Below are 16,278 nucleotides of genomic sequence, written 5' to 3'. Positions count from 1 at the left end.
CTCAGCAGATCGAATGCCACCCTACGGCGTCGTCTTGACCTTGATCTCGCCGCTGATGATCTTCTTCTTCGCTGTCTCGACCGCCGCGACCACCTTGGTCATCTTCTTGTACGCGGGGTTGGAGTCGGCCAGGCCGACGCCGCCCGTCTTGAGGCCGTAGCGCACCGTACCGGCCTCCGGCTTGCCGTCCTTGACGGACTTGACCAGGTTGAAGACGGCGTCGTCGACGCCCTTGGTCGCCGAGGCCAGGATCTTGGCCTTGAACTTGGCCAGGCCCTTCTGCTGGTACTGGTCGCTGTCGACGCCGATGGCCCACTTGCCGCGCGTGGCAGCGGCCTCGATGACGCCGCTGCCCGAGTCGCCCGCGGCCTGGTAGATGACGTCCGCGCCCGCGTCCAGCTGGCCGTTGGCGGTGTCCTTGCCGGAGTCGGGCTTCTTGAAGCCGCTGTAGTCCGGCGGCTGGGTCAGGTACTGGACCTTCACCTTGACCGACTTGTCAGTGTCGTGCACGCCCTGGACGTAACCCGCCTCGAACTTCTTGATCAGCGGGTTCTCCACGCCGCCGACGAAGCCCACCGTCTTGGACTTGGTGGTCAGGGCGGCCGCCACGCCCGCCAGGTAGGAGCCCTGCTCCTCGTTGAACACCATGTTCACCACGTTCTTGGCGTGGACGGTGTCGTCGTCGATGAGACCGAAGGTGACCTTCGGGTACTTCTTGGCCACCTCCTTCACCGCCCCGGCGTAGACGAACCCGACGGCGATGACCGGGTTGTGCCCCTCGCGGGCCAGCTCGGTCAGGCGCTGCACCTTGTCGGCGTCGGACTCGCCCTCGGACGGCTCGATGTCGTCGCCCTTGACGCCCAGTTCCTTCTTGGCCCTGGCGTAGCCGGCATACGCGGCGTCGTTGAAGGACTGGTCGCCACGGCCGCCCACGTCATAGGCGATCGCGACGCCCTTGTCCTTCTTGGAGTCGGATGAGCTGCCACCACAGGCCGTGGTGGTGAACGCGAGGGCCGCGATGCCTATGCCCGCGACGGCGATGCTGGATACCCGGCGCACAAGGGTTCCCCTTCGGCTTGAGCGCCTCCTTCGGCGCTGGTTTCGCCGCATCGTAACGCGCGTAGATGGCAGATAAAGGGGCACCCGGAAGCCGTTATCGGATCGTCGCGAATCTGACTTGTCCCGGGCGCCTCCGGAACATGTCAATCAAGCAAAGCCGCGGCGGTGAACAGCTCCACGCCAACCTCGATCGCCCCTTCATCCACGTCGAAATCACCACAATGCAGATCACGCCGGGCCGTGTCACCGACCCTGCGGACGCCCAGCCGCGCCATCGCGCCGGGCACGCGCTCCAGATACCAGGAGAAGTCCTCGCCGCCTAGGCTCTGCTCCGTACCCTCCACCGCATACGATCCGCGGCGGGTTTCCATCGCGCGGCGCAGCAGCTCGACCGAGCTGCCCTCGTTCACCACGGGCGGCACCCCGCGGACGTAGTTGATCTCCGACTTGGCGCCGTGCAGGGTCGCGATCTCGTCGACCGCGGCGTGCACCAGGTCGGGCGCTTCCTGCCAGGCGGGCAGGTCCAGGCAGCGGACCGTACCCGACAGCTCGGCGTGCTGCGGGATCACGTTGCAGGCGTGGCCCGACTCCACCCGGCCCCAGGTGACGGCCAGGCCCGAGCGCGTGTCGACCCGGCGGGACAGCAGCGCGGGCACCTCCGTGATCACCTTCGCGGCGGCCGTCACCAGGTCGGTGGTGAGGTGGGGGCGCGCGGTGTGGCCGCCCGCGCCGTCGAGGGAGACCTCCAGGCGGTCGCAGGCGGAGGTGATCGCGCCGGTGCGCAGCCCGATGCGGCCCACGTCGACCCTGGGGTCGCAGTGCAGCGCCAGGATCCGGCCGACCCCGTCCAGCACCCCCGCCTCGACGGCGTCGGGCGCGCCGCCCGGCAGCACCTCTTCCGCGGGCTGGAACAGCAGCCGTACGGGGCGCGGCAGCCGACCCTCGCGGGCCAGCTCCGCCAGCACCAGACCGGCGCCGAGGACGACGGTGGTGTGCACATCGTGGCCGCAGGCGTGGGCGCGGTCGGGGACGGTCGAGCGGTAGGGCACGGACTTGGTGTCCGGGATGGGCAGCGCGTCGATGTCGGCGCGCAGCGCCAGCATGGGCAGGGTCACGGCGTCGCCCGCGCCGGCGCCCGTACCACCTCCCGGACCGATGTCGCAGATGAGGCCGGTGCCGGTGGGCAGCACGCGCGGCTCCAGGCCGGCCTGCTCCAGCCGCGCCTTGATGGCGGCGGTGGTGCGGAACTCGCGGTTGCCGAGCTCCGGGTGCATGTGGATGTCCCGCCGGAAGGCGATCAGTTCCGTCCGCAGCTCCTCGGGAAGCCGGCCGGGCAGCGCGAGGGCGATCGCGCTGAGGCCGGGTGCGGCCTCGGCCGCGACAGCCTCGGCCTCAGCGGTGACGGAATCGGTCTCGGGGGACATCAATTGCTTCACCCGATGAAGCGTAGAACGGCTGGTGGGGCGACCGGATGTCGATCAACAAAACTTCAACCCGTTCGAGGACAGGAAACTGCCACCCCTTGCGCATGATCTCCCTAGTCAGGGGGTATAACAGGTCCCTTCAAGGCCGCTCCACAGTGACGAGCGCCACATGGCGTACAGGTGAAGCCTGACAGGAAGTTGCCGCCGGCATCTCAGGATGTGGTCGTCAGCCCCCCGGTCGCGGGCACCGACCGCAGCCGGTGCGCGTCCCGGGCCGTGCCCGTGACACCCGACAGGAACCCCTGGGCGCGCGGCGAGGCGTCGCTCCTCAGCCAGGCGGGGTCCACATCGCAGACCGCGACCTTGACCCCCGTGCCCGCGAGTGCCAGCGGCAGCGTGTGCACGACGGTCGACGGGAAGCTCACGATCGTATGGCCGATGGGGCCGCGGCGGGCTATCAGCTCCAGCGGCAGGTCCGGCCGTACGATCTCCAGCCCGATCTCGACCGCGACCCGGTGGAGCTTCTCCGCGCTCTCGCGGCGGTGCGCGAAGTAGCGGGTCGCCCCGTGCGTGCGCGCCAGGGAGGCCACCGCCTCCAGATACCGCTCCAGGTCGACCACCCCGGTCTCCACCAGGGACGTGCCCACCAGGTCGGTGCCGCGGGTGAGCAAGGGCGGGCCGAAGCGGTCCCGGGTCCAGGCGAAGGAGTTGGCCGTGACGGTCACCCCGGCGGGCGGCTCGACGGGCATCGAGCTGAACACCTCGACCCGCCGGTTGCCGCCCGGAGTGAGACGGCGGCGCGCGGTCGCCGACACCGGCGCGAACACCATCTCGCGCGCCCCCCGGCCGGTGCCGCGCCGGTGCCAGCGCACCAGGGGCTCACCGCTGGCCAGTTGGGAGACGAACTCCATGGTGGCCGTGCCGTCGTCGACGACGACCAGGTCCTGGGCGCGGGTGAGCGTGAGCAGCAGCTGCACATAGCGCGAGAACGGATCGCCGATGACGATCCGGTCGGCGCGGCGCAGCGGGCCGCGCAGCCCCCCGATCGTCTTCAGCGGCGCGCCCGCCCCACCGCGCGCCTCCTCCCACCGCACCCCCATGCCCTCGTCCCGCGCGAGCTCCGCCATCCGGCGCAGCTGGCCGCGCGTCATCGGGTCGTGCGGCGACAGCACCACGACCGTGAGCGCTTCGGGGTCGGCCCCGTCCGCGTGCGCCCACTCCAGGACGTTCAGCAGCTGAACCGGGCTTTCGACGAAGGCCAGGGTGGCGCCGGAGCCGGCGCCGGTGGGACCGGGACGTTTCGCGCCGTCCCGGGACAGGGCCCGGAAGCGGCGGGCAGCCCCCGAGGAGTCACGGGGACCCGCCGCTTCCGGGCGTGGGCCGGGCTGACCGGCCGATGAGTTCACAGCAGACGGCTCCTTGGCCTCTTAGACCTCTCGGACTCCGACCGGCTCGTCAGACCCCGGCCGGCTCGCGCTCGGCGGCCTCGTCCTCGGCGACGACCCCCGCGACGCGGCGCAGCTTCTTCATCGGCCCGAGCTCGCTCTCGTAGACCTTCTTGACCCCGTCGCCCAGCGACTCCTCGATGGTGCGGATGTCGCGCACCAGGCGCTGAAGGCCCTGCGGCTCGACCGAGGCGGCCTGGTCGGAGCCCCACATCGCGCGGTCCAGGGTGATGTGGCGCTCGATGAAGGCCGCGCCGAGCGCGACGGCGGCGAGGGTGGTCTGCAGACCGGTCTCGTGGCCGGAGTAGCCGATCGGCACGTTCGGGTACTCGGCCTGCAGCGTGTTGATCACGCGCAGGTTGAGCTCCTCGGCCTTGGCCGGGTAGGTCGAGGTGGCGTGGCAGAGCAGGATGTTGTCGCTGCCCAGCACCTCCACCGCGTGGCGGATCTGCTTGGGGGTGGACATGCCCGTCGACAGGATGATCGTGCGGCCGGTCGCGCGCAGGGCGCGCAGCAGCTCGTCGTCGGTCAGCGACGCGGAGGCCACCTTGTGGGCCGGCACGTCGAACTTCTCCAGGAAGGCGACGGCCTCGGTGTCCCACGGGGAGGCGAACCAGGCGAGCCCGCGCTTCTCGCAGTGCTCGTCGATCGCGCGGTACTCGTCCTCGCCGAACTCGACGCGGTGCCGGTAGTCGATGTAGGTCATCCGGCCCCAGGGGGTGTCCCGCTCGATGTCCCACTGGTCGCGCGGGGTGCAGATCTCCGGGGTGCGCTTCTGGAACTTGACCGCGTCACAGCCGGCGTCCGCGGCGGCGTCGATCAGCTTGAACGCGTTCTCCAGGTCGCCGTTGTGGTTGATGCCGATCTCACCTGTGACGTAGACCGGGTGGCCGGGGCCGGCGATCTTGTCACCGAGCGTACGGAGGCGATTGTTGGAGCTCACTTAAGACAGTTCCTTTCCAAGAATCCACGAGGCGATCTCGCGGATCGCACCGTCCCCTCCGGGCGTGGAGGTGACCGCGCGTGCGGCGCCGCGCACGACGTCGTGCGCACCTGCGACCGCCACGGGCCAGCCGACGAGGCCGAAACACGGGAGGTCGTTGACGTCGTTGCCGACATAGAGCACGCGCTCCGGCGCGATGCCCTGCTCCTCGCACCACTGCTTCAGTGCGAGGTCTTTCCGGTCGATGCCGTGCAGCACGGGGACCCGCAGCTTGCGGGCGCGTGCGGCGACGACCGGGTTCTGTTCCGTGGACAGGATCAGCAGCGCCAGCTCAGCGCGGCGCAGGGCGGCGATCCCGAGCCCGTCGCCGCGGTGCACGGCGACGAGTTCGCGTCCTTCGGAGTCGATCAGCACCCTGTCGTCCGTCTGGGTGCCGTCGAAGTCGAGTACCACCGCGTCGATGTCCTCGCGGGTGGGGAGCGCACCGGGGCGCGGGGCGTCCAGGAGCGGCGCGAGCGCGCGGGCCCGCGCCAGGTCGTGCGGGTCGTCGATCTCCAGGACGCGGGCCGCGTCGGTGCGTATCAGGGCGGTCCGGCCGAAGAAGCGGTGCCGCTCGGTGCGGAAGCCGCCCACCCGCATCGCGTACGCGGCGCCGGTCTCCAGCAGGTCCTGCGGCCGGTCCTGGCGGCGCGGCCGGTACGACTTGTCGTGGTTGACGCCGAACCCGCCGTCGGGCGTGGCACCGGTCGAGGTGCCGGTCGAGGTGCCGGTCCCGTTCCCGTTCCCGTTCCCGTTCTCGGTCGCGTCCTCGGCGTCCCGCCAGACGAAGCCGTGGAACGGGGCCACCGTCAGCGCGGTGTCCGCCCCGCCGTCCAGCACCGCCTCGACGACGCCGTCCACGTCCTCTCGGACGATGAACGGGCTGGTGCACTGCACCAGCAGCACGACCTCCGCGCTGATCCCGTGCATCGCCTCGTACGCGTCGAGCGCGTGCAGCACGGCGGCCTCGCTGGTCGCGGTGTCGCCCGCGATGGCGGTCGGCCGCTGGACGACCTCCGCGCCCGCGCCTCGGGCCACGGCGGCGATGCCCGCGTCGTCGGTGGAGACGATCACGTCCGTCACCAGGCGGCTGGCCTGGCACTCCCGGACGGCGCGCGCGACGAGCGGCACGCCCCCCACGGCGGCGAGGTTCTTGGCGGGCACGCCCTTCGAACCGCCACGGGCGGGGATCACGGCGACCACACGCCGGTCGGACGGGGACATGGCGGCTCCTTCAGTGCCTTCGGTGCCTTCTGCGCGCTGCTTTGCTGCGCCTTGCTTTGCTGCGCCTTGCTTTGCCGCGCGTTGCTCTGCCGGGGCGCTCACAGCTCCCCCATCCGGCGGATCACGGGCGCCACGCGCTGGACGCCGTGCCGATAGGCGCCGCGCGCCGCCTCCCGCATGGTGTTGCGTACGACCCGGCGCAACCCGCTGATCTGCGCGGCATCCCCGGCCGCGGCGCCCGGCCGCGGCCGGCCGTCCGGCTCGAAGCCGTAGCGGGCGAGCCTCGCGGGCAGATAGCCGGGCGCGGTGGTCCGCGTGTAGTAGGGGGCGAGCGGCGGCAGTTGCCGGGCGGCCAGCTCGGCGACCCGCTGCCGCGCGGCGTCGAAGGCCGTCTCGTACGCGCCGTCTGCCGCGACGCCCTGGCGGCTCACCCAGTCGGGGTCGGGCTCGGGCAGATGGCCCGCGTCCAGCTGGTCCCAGGAGGCCAGGCAGCCGGAGCCGAGGAAGTGGTGGTTGCCCAGCACCTCGCGCACCCCGAGGTCGGTGAGGACGGCGGTCGGGATACCGCGGTGCAGGGACTCCAGGGCGGCCGTGGAGCTGACCGTCACCAGCAGGTCCGTGGTGTCCAGGACCTCGCCCATGTTGCCGTAGGCGAGGCGGAAGTTCCCCGGCACGTCGTCGCCGAGCTTGCCGACCAGCTTCTGGTACGGCAGCTCCTCGATGTGCGTGGTGTGCTCACCGGGCTTGCTGCGCAGCTTGACCAGAACCTCGCGGTCGGGGTGCGCCCGGGCGTGCTCCACGGCGCGGCGCAGCAGGTACATCCGGTCGGTGCGGTTGTCCGGGACGGACGGCTGGACCGCGAACACCACGGTGCCCCCGGGGTACGCGCGCCCCTCCCGCGCCTTCTCGTCGTACCGGGCGCCCCCGAGGAACGGCAGCGCGCACTCCACGACGCTGTCCGCCGACGCTCCGACGCCCGTGTAGACGTCGCGGAACCGCTCGGCGTCATGGCGGGAGTTGGCGAGGACGACGTCCGCGCCGTGCCGCAGCAGCAGGCCGTCGGCGAGCTTCTCGTAGACCACGCCCACGTAGCCGGTGACCACGACGGGTCGGCGCTCGGCGCCCTCCCAGGCGCGGGCGAGGCCGTGCAGCATGGCCTGGACGGCGCCGCCGACCAGGGACAGCACGATCACGTCGTACCGCTCGCGGTCCACCGCCGAGACGAACTCGACCCCCGTCACCTCGCGCAGCGAGTCCGCGCGCACCCCGACCTCGGCGAGCTGCCGGACCGTGGGCGTCGCCCGGCCGCGCAGCAGGAAGCCGTCCATGCGGCGGCCGGAGTCCGAGTCATCCGGGACGAGGCGGTGCGCGGTGAGCGCGCCCCATTTCCACCGGGTGTCGGAGTCCGCGAGCACGGCGACTCGTAGGGGGGAATTGGTACGTGAGGGCACGACCATGACGCTAGGAAGCGATTTCGATTCACGGCCCAACGCAGGAGCAACAAAGGGTTAACAGCACATCGACGATTGGCGAATCGGCCGACGGGAGCCGACGGGCACCCTTCGGAAAGCCGTCCGGAAGCTGTCGGGAGGCCTCCTGGAAGCCGGTCGAAGCACCCGGTCAACCGCGCAGATGTTCCGACAAAGGCGGCGGGTTAACCGTCCTGACGTTCTTCGTTCACCTTTACGTACACCCCTCGTCAAGACGAATGCCAGACGGCGACCTACCGTCACGCAAGTGGTTAAGCTCTCCGTCATCGTGCCGTTCTACAACGTGCAGACCTATGCCCCCGATACGCTGAGGAGCCTGCGCGCGAACGCGCGTGAGGACTTCGAATTCATTCTCGTCGACGACTGTGCCACCGACGGGACGCCGGAGATCCTGGAGCGCGCCGAGCGCGACCTTCCCGGGGCCGTCTATGTGCGGCACGAGCAGAACGGCGGGCTGGCCACCGCCCGTAACACCGGTCTTGACGCGGCCCGCGGCGAGTACCTGACCTTCCTCGACGGCGACGACTGGCTCGCGCCCGGCTACTACGAGCAACTGCTCTCCGCCATCGAGGAGTTGGACTGCGACTTCCTGCGCACGGACCACGTCCAGTGCACCGGCCGGGCGCGCACGATCCACCGCGTGCCGCACGGCCTCCGCGGCGTGGTCATGAACCCGCGCGACGCCATCCTCCCCGCCGACCGCTCCACCTCCGTCGACTACGCCTACGCCTGGGCGGGCATCTACCACCGCCGCCTGGCCGACCAGGGCCTGCTGCACTTCACCCACGGTCTGCGCACCGCCGAGGACCGCCCCTGGATCTGGAAGCTGCACCGCGAGGCACGCTCATTCGCGGCGGTCGGCCTGCTGGGCGTCTTCTACCGGCGCGGCGTCGCGTCCTCGCTGACCCAGATCGGCGACGTACGGCAGCTCGACTTCATTCGCGCATTCGATCAGGTAATCGAGGAAACGGCCCAGGACCAGGACGCGGACGCCCTTCTCCCGAAGGCCGTGCGCACCTATTGCGCGATCATTTCCCACCATCTCGGCAACATCGAAAGGTTCGAGCCGACCGTGGCCAGGAAACTGCGTTCCATGTCCGCGGCCGCGATGAAGCGCATGCCACAGGACGTACTCAAAGAAGCGCTGGACTCGATGGACTACGAGCGTGCGGCCCGGCTGCGCCGGCTCAAGCGCCGCTCGGTGACGGAGGTGGCGGCCTGATGTCCGCCCTCGCCCCCGCCCGCCGCTCCCGCGCCCTCCGCAAGCGCACCCAGATCTTCCTCGCCTCCACGCTCTACGGCGCCGCCACGATCGCCGCCGCCATCGACTCGGAGCGCATCGGCCCGGCCGACCGCCGCCTGCTGCTCATCAGCAACAACGCGGCGACGCCCGAAACCACCCCCGCCATCGACGACATGCCCGGTTTCGAACGGCTGCGCGGCCGCTTCGACCGCGTCTTGTCCTGGAACGAGACGATCAGCCCCTTCCACCCGGGCGGCTGGTCCCCGCGCGCCGACGACGCCCCGCTGTGGGAGCGCCATCTGCGGCTGCTGTGGAACCTCGACGACGACGACATCGAGATCGTCCTGGAGTCCATCCAGGTCAACCCGGCCATGGCGATCGCCAATGTCTTCCAGGGCGCGCCCATCGACGTCTACGCCGACGGGCTGATGAGCTACGGCCCCACCCGCAACAAGCTCGACCCGCTGATCGGCACCCGCATCCGCCGCCTCCTCCACCTCGACCTCGTCCCGGGGCTGCGGCCGCTGCTGCTCACCGAGTTCGGCGTCAAGCCGGAGGTCATCCCGACCGACGTCTTCACCAAGGTGCTCACCGAGATCGGCGAAGCCGCCCCGCGCAGCGTCGCCTCCGCGAGCGAGCGGATCGCCACGGGTGTGGGCCCGGCCCTGATGCTCGGCCAGTACCTCTCGGCGCTCGACATCCTCACTCCGCAGGAGGAAGAGGAGCTGCACGTACGGATGTTGCGCGGCGCCGTGGCCCTCGGCCACCGCAGCGTCGTGTTCAAGCCGCACCCCACCGCTCCGGCCCGCTGGTCGCAGATGCTGGAGAAGAAGGCCGCGGAGCTGGGCGCCGAGCTGACCGTCATGGACACGCCCGTCCTCGCCGAGGTGCTCTACCAGCGGATGGCCCCGGCCCTGGTCATCGGCTGCTTCTCCACCGCGCTGCTCACCGCGAGCGTCTTCTACGGGCTGCCGGTCGCCCGCATCGGCACCGAGGTGCTGCTGGAGCGGCTGACCCCCTACCAGAACAGCAACCGGGTGCCCGTCACCATCGTCGACGCGCTGCTGCCCGACCTCGAGGACCACAAGGCCGTCGCCGCGTGGACCCCGCCCACGGACGAGCGCACCGGCCAGCGGCTGACCGGGCTGGTCAGCGCCGTCGGCTTCGCCATGCAGGCCAAGATCTACCCATCGCTCCGTCCCGCCGCCGAGCGCTATCTCAACGCCCACCTGGACTCCCACACCTGGCGGTACTTCAAGCGCCGCCGCCTGACGGCACTCGCCCTGCCCGGCGCGGTCCCGTCCCAGCTCGCCTTCATCCCGCGCAACGAGACCGTACGCCGCGTCGCGCGACGGGCGCGCGCGCTCAAGCGGTCGGCGCTGAAGCGAGCGGCCACGGGGTGAACCGGGGGCGGGAGACAAGTCGGTAGACAAGTCGGGGGACAAGCCGGATGGCTTTGCGCAGGCGACGAGTGCGAAGGAACGGGAACGGCACCATGACCACGGGCAGAGAGCTCGGCCGAATACGCCCCATGCGCCGAATACGCCAGGAGGGTGACGGGGCGACGCGGAACGGGGCGACGCGGAACGGGGCGACGCGGAACGAGGCGACGCGGAACGAGGCGACGCGGAACGAGGCGACGCGGAACGGGGCGACGCGGAACGAGGCGACGCGGAACGAGGCGACATCGTGACCGCGACCGCAGGCGCACCCGCCCCCTCGTCCACCGGCCCGGGCGGCAGCCCGTCCGACGGGACGGACAACGGCGCGGGCGACACGGGCCCGATATCCCCCACATCCGCCGCATCCCCCGCAACCCCCACCGCCGCGCTCCCCCTGCCCCCCGCACTCCCGCAGACACCCGCGACCTCACCCACCCCCGAGGACTCGCGCCCGTCCCGCGGCGCGCCCGTACGGCTGCGCGCGCTGGACGGGCTGCGGCTGCTCGCCGCCCTCATGGTCGCCGCGTACCACTACGGCGGCAGGGGCGGGGAGATCAGCCAGGCGTGGGGCACTTCCCCCCGCGAACAGTTCCCCACCGCCTCCACCTACTTCGCGTACGGCTGCCTCGGCGTCCAGATCTTCTTCGTCATCAGCGGCTTCGTCATCTGTATGAGCGGCTGGGGCCGCCCCCTGCGCTCGTTCTTCGCCTCACGCGTCTCGCGGCTCTACCCCGCCTACTGGGCCGCGATCCTCATCGTCACCGCCGTCTTCGCCCTGCCCTGGGTCGCGTTCAAGTCGGTCTCGCCCAGCGACACGCTCGTCAACCTCACCATGCTTCAGCAGCCCGTCGGCGTGGACCGGGTGCTGGGCGTGTGCTGGACGCTCTGGGCCGAGCTGCGGTTCTACGCCCTCTTCGCCCTCTTCGTCGTCCTCCCCGGCGCCAACCGCCAACGCGTCATCCTCTTCTGCGCCGTGTGGACCCTGGCCGCCGCCCTCGCGGACGCGGCGAACCAGCCCCTCCTGGAGCTGGTCCTGATGCCGCAGTACGCCCCGTACTTCATCGGCGGCATCGGCCTCTACCTGATCCACCGCTACGGCCACGACGCCCTGGCCTGGGGCGTCGTCGTCCTCAGCTTCCTCATCGGCCAGCACTACGCGGTGGCCGAGCTGTGGCACGCGCCGAATCCTTCCTTCTTCTCCTACCGTTCGACGCTCGGCATCGTCGCCATCGTGGCCTTCGGCTATCTCGCGGTCGCCCTGATCGCCCTGGGGAAGTTCCAATGGGCCAACTGGCGCTGGCTCACCCTCGCGGGCGCGCTCACCTACCCCTTCTACCTGGTCCATGAACACCTGGGCTGGGTGGTGGTCGAGCTGCTCCACCAGAAGCTGGGCATCCCCTCCTACGGCACCTTCGCCCTGACCATCCTGCTGATGCTGACCCTCGCCTGGCTGCTCTACCGCTTCGTGGAGCAACGCCTGACGCCTGTCATCAAGCGGTCGCTGACGGCGGTCCGGGTGCGCTGACTCCTCATGAGCGCCGGCCCCCCAAGGGCCGGCCGCAGCTTGCGGGTCATGGCTGCCGCCATTGCGCCGCGAAGGCCCGGGCCGGGTTCTCGGTGAAGATCGCGGATGCGATGTCGGGGCCCAGTTCGTTCTCGATCCGCGGCCGCAGGCCGCTCAGCAGGAACGGCATGCCTGGGCCGTCCGCGGTGGATCTGGCCGTCGAGGTGACCGTGTCGCCTCCGAGCAGGATCTGGTGGGCGTGACCGGCGTCGGCGAGGGCGGCGAGGGAGTCCAGCAAGCGCCAGTCGGTGCCATGGTGCACGCGGGACGGGCCGTCGAACGCCAGGAAGGCGCCGGCCTCGGCGACCTGCCGGTGCATTCCGGTATCCGGGAATCGATGCAGGTGGCCGAGGATCACACGGCGTGGTTCGACCCCGTGTGATCCGCACAGCAGCTCGAGCACGTCCAGGGCCGCGGTGCCGGCCTCCAGGTGGACGCCGATGGGCGCGTCGGTGGTGTGGTGTGCCTCGGCGGCGGCGGCCATGACGTGCCGGGCGTGGTCGTCCAGGCGGTGATAGGACCCGGCGACTTTGATCAGTCCGGCCTTCACGGGGGCGCTGGTCACCTCGTGGACGAACAGCTCGGCCAGCCCGTCGCGAACAGCTTCCAGCTCGTCGTGGTCGTAGTGTCTCGCCTGGTGCAATCCGGTGGCGGAGACGACGTGGACGCCGGACCGCCGCGACAGGCCGGGAAGTTCTTCGGCTCGCGGCCCCATCCCCCAGGGGGTCCACTGCACGACCGCGCCTCCGCCGAGCGCGGCGAAGGCATTGAGTTCGGCACATGCGGCTTCGGCGTCGTCCAGTTCCTGGCCCGGCAGCATGGGCGAGCGGATGAACAGGTGGTCGTGGGCGTCGCACATGCCCAACTCGTCGGGCGGGATGTCCCCGAGCACAGTCCGGATCGCGGGGCTCATCGCGTGCTCTCCTGCGCCTGCTCCTGCTCCGCGTCGGCGAGTGCGTCCGCGGCGACACGCAGCCCGGCCAGCGCCTTGGGCACGCCGATGTAGGGCGCCAGGTGGACGAAGACCTCGACGATCTGCTGCCGGGTCATTCCGATCCGCAGCCCGGTCTTGACGTGGCCGCTCAGCTGCGGGTCCACGCCGCCGAGTGCGGTGAGGGCGGCCAGGTTGACCAGCTGCCGGTCGCGCAACGACAACCCCTCGCGGAGGTAGGTGCCGCCGAACAGGGCGGTGATGATCCAGTCGGCGTATCCGGGCGCGATCCGCTCCAGTCCCGGCAGGGTCGCCTGCTGGGTGGCCTCGTCTTGGAGGAGGTCCAGCATCCGGTATCCCTCATCGCGATCCAGGCGGGTCTGTGTCAGGTGCTCCGACAGTCCGGGGTTCGTTGCCATGGTCGTGTCCTCCCTCGAGCTTCGTAACGCCTCAAGCGTTACGGAACGATAGCAGTGGTAACGACTGAAGCGTTACACTCACGCTATGACCAAGGAAGACAAGTTCGCCTTCCGCTTCGACTGCGGCGCCCTCTGGTTGAACCTGCTCGCCACCAAAGGCCGCACGTTCAGCGCGGAGCCGGTGGAGCGGCTCGCCACGCCCGCCCGGCTCGCCGAATGGCTGGAGCACTGCGAGCTGTCCCCCACTCGGCCACCGGGCCAGGAAGACCTGGAGCAGGCGCGGCAGCTGCGGGAGACCCTGCGCGTCCTGGCCTTGGCAACCGTCGATGAGCAGCCGCCGCCCGCAGGCGCCGTGGCGGACCTGGCCGGGTTCCTCTCCGCACATGACGACCCGATCCGGCTGACAGCGGACGACCGGCTGCGCCGCGAACCACCAACGACGACCGTGGATGCTCTGACCCGCATCGCCCGTCAGGCAGTGGGCCAGCTGAGCAGCTCGGACCGGCTGACGCTGAAAAGCTGCCCTGAACACGACTGCCGGGGGATCTTCATCGATCCGCCCGGGCGCCGACGCTGGTGCCCGTCCCCGTCGTGTGCGAGCCGGGGCAGGGTCCGCGCGCTGCGTGCCCGCCGCAGCGCCGCCGCTCCTGAACTGCCTGCACCAAGCACTGGATCTTGATTCTTGGCAGGCCGAGCGCACGACCGTAGGGTCTTGCCCTGATCGTTCACGCACCCGCAATTCAGGCCAAGGAGACAAAATAGATGAGGAACACTTTACGTGCCCTGCTCGTGCCGGTAGCCGTCGCGGCCGCCACCGCGCTGCCCGCCTCCACGGCCCATGCGGCCGATGGGTACGACCGGTGTCCTGACGGCTATTACTGCATGTTCTCGGGCCTCGACGGCACCGGCGACATGATCACGCTGAGGGGGAGCACGCCGGACCTCGCGGCGCTCGGCATGAACGACCGGGCCAAGTCGGACTGGAACCGGACCTCCTCCACCATCTACCTCTGGTCCGACGCCAACTACACGGGCTGCGCGGTCGTCACCTCCGCCGACCCCACTGGCAAGGGCAACTTCTACCCCGATTACCGGGACTTCCTCAGCTCGGTGCAGTTCGACGGCCCGGGCGGCCTGAGCTGCGGCACACCACCCGGCGAAGACGGCTGACCGCGGGCCCGGCGGCCTGGGCCGTGCGCGCAGGCCGCCGGCCGAGACGTCCACCGCGGCGGCTTCGGCCTCATTGACGTTGGGGTGTCAGTTCGCGCACGGGGCTTGCGTGCGGTCTCGCACGATGATCTTGCCGGTGTTCCGGCCGCGCAGCATTCCCAGGAACGCGTCCACGATGCGCTCGAACCCGTCAACCACCGTCTCGTCCAGAGCGAGTCGGCCGCTCCGCAGATGCGGTACCGCGAAAAGACCTGGACGCGGGCGGACGGTGCTCCGCTGGACCCCTGACCATCCCCGACTCCGGCTCCTACGTGGTGCCTGGCGCCCTCGCCCCGGTGGTGATCAATCGCGAGCGTGATCTAGGAGAGCTGGTGGAACCGAACGTGTGGGTTCGGCACTGCTGATGCCGGTCCTCCCGACCGGATGATCGAGGTGTGGCATCTGGCTAGGCGAGCGGGGCTCGGGGAGCCTCGGGGAGCCAACCCAACCGCCTTGTCCTCTAAGAGGGTTGAAAACAAGCTCAGGGCCTGTCGTCAAAGGAGCGCCGATCAGGCCGGGCACAAGCGATCTGTTCAAGACCGGGCGGCGGCAGCCGCCCGAGACTGCCTGCATGACCGAACGAGCTTTCACCCCGGCGTTGGGCCGGTTCGCCCCCGCGCGTCTCTACGATCCCGTGGCCGCCCTGCTGCGCGAGCGCCTGTGGCGCGGTCTGCTGACCATGCACGTGGCTCCCCGGCCCGGCGACGAGATCGTCGACGTGGGCTGCGGCACCGGCTCGCTGGCGCTGTTGCTGCACCGCGTCGAACCACGGGCACGGATCATCGGTGTCGATCCCGACCCCGACGTGCTGGCCATCGCGCGCCACAAGGCCGACACGGCAGCCACCACCGGTACCGCCGTGGAGTGGCGGGTCGGCATGGGCGACGAGGTGGCGGAGGTTCTCGGCGCCGGCTCGGTGGACACGGCGGTCTCCAGCCTCGTGCTGCACCAGTGCCCGATGGACACGAAGCGGGCCATCCTCGCCTCGATGCATGCGGTGCTACGGCCTGGCGGAAAACTGGTGATCGCCGACTACGGGCTGCAGCGCACCCGGACGATGCGCCTGGCGTTCCGCCTTGTGCAGCTCGCCGACGGCACCGAGGACACCCGGCCCAACGCCGAAGGGGTCCTGCCCCGGTTGATCTCCGAAGCCGGCTTCAGTGGCGTGCGCGAGGCTGAGGTGGTCTCAACGCTCAGCGGCTCGATCTCGGTGTACGTCGCGCGCCGCGCTTGACGGGCGGCTGGACGGGCGGAGCACCGGCAGTACGGCAGCCGGGGTGAGGCCGATCAGCTCCCGCATCTGCCGGGTGAAGTGCGCCTGGTCGGCGAAGCCGCCGGCGACGGCCGCGTCTGCCGGTGACCGGCCCTCGTGCAGCCCCTCGGCGGCCCGCCGCAGATGCAACCACAGCCGCCAGCGCACGAGCGGCAGGCCGAGCTGGTCGCGGGCCAGCGCACGCAGCCGCTGGGGCGACAGGCCAACGCCTGCGGCCAGATCCGGCATGCGGCCAGTAGCCGGGGGGCGAGCTCGCCCGACGGGCGCGCGCCGGCCCGGCGTACGTCCCCCTCGCCGAGCTCGTGCAGCTCGGGGGCGGCCGTGATGCCGGGGCCGCAGCGCCGACGCAACCGGTCGGCGAACGCGCAGTGTGGGTCCACGAAGAACGTGAGCTGGTCCTCCGTCGGGAGCATCCGGTGCCGCACCATCGGAGGCACGAGCAGTACCGCGCCTCGATGGCAGGTGTCGCCGGAGTCCACCATGCCCACCTCGCCGCCGGCCCCGGCCCCGGCCCCGGCCGCGATGGCGATCTGGAAGGCGGCGTGCCGGTGGAAGGAGCCGTCCGCCGACGGT

Annotated in this window: 15 protein-coding genes and 1 pseudogene; 6 read left to right on the top strand and 10 right to left on the bottom strand. The window is 70.8% G+C overall.

What is annotated here, in order from left to right:
• Positions 1-21: 21 nt before the first annotated feature.
• From ACWY4P_RS31155 to ACWY4P_RS31130, 6 genes are all read right to left on the bottom strand, one after another.
• Positions 22-1,059 carry a BMP family lipoprotein gene (locus ACWY4P_RS31155; RefSeq protein ID WP_456203792.1) on the bottom strand — a complete coding sequence of 346 codons (1,038 nt, stop codon included), beginning with the start codon at positions 1,057-1,059 and terminating at the stop codon, positions 22-24.
• A 143-nt stretch (positions 1,060-1,202) separates the two neighbouring features.
• Positions 1,203-2,483 carry an amidohydrolase gene (locus ACWY4P_RS31150; RefSeq protein WP_456213118.1) on the bottom strand — a complete coding sequence of 427 codons (1,281 nt, stop codon included), beginning with the start codon at positions 2,481-2,483 and terminating at the stop codon, positions 1,203-1,205.
• Positions 2,484-2,695: 212 nt separating this feature from the next.
• A complete protein-coding gene (locus ACWY4P_RS31145) occupies positions 2,696-3,802 on the bottom strand; it encodes a hypothetical protein (RefSeq protein ID WP_456213117.1) in 1,107 nt (368 codons plus the stop codon).
• Between the two features lie 136 nt (positions 3,803-3,938).
• Positions 3,939-4,871 carry an N-acetylneuraminate synthase family protein gene (locus ACWY4P_RS31140; RefSeq protein WP_456203791.1) on the bottom strand — a complete coding sequence of 311 codons (933 nt, stop codon included), beginning with the start codon at positions 4,869-4,871 and terminating at the stop codon, positions 3,939-3,941.
• Positions 4,872-6,134, bottom strand: a complete 1,263-nt coding sequence (locus tag ACWY4P_RS31135) for a cytidylyltransferase domain-containing protein (RefSeq protein ID WP_456203790.1) — start codon at positions 6,132-6,134, stop codon at positions 4,872-4,874.
• 98 nt (positions 6,135-6,232) lie between these two features.
• Entirely contained in the window at positions 6,233-7,591 is a 1,359-nt protein-coding gene (locus ACWY4P_RS31130; RefSeq protein WP_456203788.1) for a DUF6716 putative glycosyltransferase, read from the bottom strand.
• Positions 7,592-7,871: 280 nt separating this feature from the next.
• Between ACWY4P_RS31130 and ACWY4P_RS31125 the strand changes: the two genes are divergently transcribed.
• The 3 genes from ACWY4P_RS31125 (at position 7,872) to ACWY4P_RS31115 (ending at position 11,834) form a co-directional block, all read left to right on the top strand.
• Complete coding sequence (locus tag ACWY4P_RS31125; protein WP_456203787.1) at positions 7,872-8,846, top strand: glycosyltransferase family 2 protein; 975 nt, start codon at positions 7,872-7,874, stop codon at positions 8,844-8,846.
• Positions 8,846-10,270, top strand: a complete 1,425-nt coding sequence (locus tag ACWY4P_RS31120) for an alpha-2,8-polysialyltransferase family protein (RefSeq protein ID WP_456203785.1) — start codon at positions 8,846-8,848, stop codon at positions 10,268-10,270. The genes ACWY4P_RS31125 and ACWY4P_RS31120 overlap by 1 nt, the downstream gene beginning before the upstream one ends.
• A gap of 286 nt (positions 10,271-10,556) precedes the next feature.
• The gene (locus ACWY4P_RS31115) at positions 10,557-11,834 is read left to right on the top strand and encodes an acyltransferase family protein (protein WP_456203784.1); all 1,278 of its coding nucleotides are present in this window, start codon (positions 10,557-10,559) and stop codon (positions 11,832-11,834) included.
• A gap of 46 nt (positions 11,835-11,880) precedes the next feature.
• Here ACWY4P_RS31115 and ACWY4P_RS31110 read toward each other — a convergent pair whose 3' ends face one another.
• Together ACWY4P_RS31110 and ACWY4P_RS31105 are read right to left on the bottom strand one after the other, a co-directional pair.
• Positions 11,881-12,786 (bottom strand): phosphotriesterase family protein, encoded by a 906-nt coding sequence (locus tag ACWY4P_RS31110; protein WP_456203783.1) that lies wholly within the window; start codon positions 12,784-12,786, stop codon positions 11,881-11,883.
• Positions 12,783-13,223 (bottom strand): carboxymuconolactone decarboxylase family protein, encoded by a 441-nt coding sequence (locus tag ACWY4P_RS31105; RefSeq protein WP_456203782.1) that lies wholly within the window; start codon positions 13,221-13,223, stop codon positions 12,783-12,785. The genes ACWY4P_RS31110 and ACWY4P_RS31105 overlap by 4 nt, the downstream gene beginning before the upstream one ends.
• Before the next feature lie 85 nt (positions 13,224-13,308).
• On the opposite strand from ACWY4P_RS31105, the gene ACWY4P_RS31100 reads away from it, so the two are divergent.
• Together ACWY4P_RS31100 and ACWY4P_RS31095 are read left to right on the top strand one after the other, a co-directional pair.
• Entirely contained in the window at positions 13,309-13,902 is a 594-nt protein-coding gene (locus ACWY4P_RS31100) for a CGNR zinc finger domain-containing protein (RefSeq protein WP_456203781.1), read from the top strand.
• An 83-nt stretch (positions 13,903-13,985) separates the two neighbouring features.
• Positions 13,986-14,393: a peptidase inhibitor family I36 protein gene (locus ACWY4P_RS31095; protein WP_456203779.1), complete on the top strand. Its 408-nt coding sequence runs from the start codon at positions 13,986-13,988 to the stop codon at positions 14,391-14,393.
• Positions 14,394-14,480: 87 nt separating this feature from the next.
• Here the strand turns inward: ACWY4P_RS31095 and ACWY4P_RS31090 are convergent.
• Positions 14,481-14,639: pseudogene (locus tag ACWY4P_RS31090) on the bottom strand (NADP-dependent oxidoreductase); the annotation flags it as partial.
• 364 nt (positions 14,640-15,003) lie between these two features.
• Here ACWY4P_RS31090 and ACWY4P_RS31085 point away from each other — a divergent pair.
• Complete coding sequence (locus ACWY4P_RS31085; RefSeq protein WP_456203777.1) at positions 15,004-15,666, top strand: class I SAM-dependent methyltransferase; 663 nt, start codon at positions 15,004-15,006, stop codon at positions 15,664-15,666.
• On the opposite strand, the gene ACWY4P_RS31080 is transcribed toward ACWY4P_RS31085, so the two are convergent.
• Entirely contained in the window at positions 15,619-15,933 is a 315-nt protein-coding gene (locus ACWY4P_RS31080) for a helix-turn-helix domain-containing protein (RefSeq protein ID WP_456203776.1), read from the bottom strand. The two genes, ACWY4P_RS31085 and ACWY4P_RS31080, sit on opposite strands and share 48 nt — an antisense overlap.
• Positions 15,934-16,278 lie beyond the last annotated feature (345 nt).

The organism is Streptomyces sp. LZ34 (assembly GCF_053890475.1).
This window is presented reverse-complemented; position numbering and strand designations above follow the sequence as displayed.

Excerpts from the sequence above, each read along its gene's own strand:
- ACWY4P_RS31150 (WP_456213118.1), bottom strand. The coding sequence starts at position 2,483 with ATGTCCCCCGAGACCGATTCCGTCACCGCTGAGGCCGAGGCTGTCGCG.
- ACWY4P_RS31135 (WP_456203790.1), bottom strand. The coding sequence starts at position 6,134 with ATGTCCCCGTCCGACCGGCGTGTGGTCGCCGTGATCCCCGCCCGTGGC.
- ACWY4P_RS31130 (WP_456203788.1), bottom strand. The coding sequence starts at position 7,591 with ATGGTCGTGCCCTCACGTACCAATTCCCCCCTACGAGTCGCCGTGCTC.
- ACWY4P_RS31120 (WP_456203785.1), top strand. The coding sequence starts at position 8,846 with ATGTCCGCCCTCGCCCCCGCCCGCCGCTCCCGCGCCCTCCGCAAGCGC.
- ACWY4P_RS31110 (WP_456203783.1), bottom strand. The coding sequence starts at position 12,786 with ATGAGCCCCGCGATCCGGACTGTGCTCGGGGACATCCCGCCCGACGAG.
- ACWY4P_RS31105 (WP_456203782.1), bottom strand. The coding sequence starts at position 13,223 with ATGGCAACGAACCCCGGACTGTCGGAGCACCTGACACAGACCCGCCTG.
- ACWY4P_RS31100 (WP_456203781.1), top strand. The coding sequence starts at position 13,309 with ATGACCAAGGAAGACAAGTTCGCCTTCCGCTTCGACTGCGGCGCCCTC.
- ACWY4P_RS31095 (WP_456203779.1), top strand. The coding sequence starts at position 13,986 with ATGAGGAACACTTTACGTGCCCTGCTCGTGCCGGTAGCCGTCGCGGCC.
- ACWY4P_RS31085 (WP_456203777.1), top strand. The coding sequence starts at position 15,004 with ATGACCGAACGAGCTTTCACCCCGGCGTTGGGCCGGTTCGCCCCCGCG.
- ACWY4P_RS31080 (WP_456203776.1), bottom strand. The coding sequence starts at position 15,933 with ATGCCGGATCTGGCCGCAGGCGTTGGCCTGTCGCCCCAGCGGCTGCGT.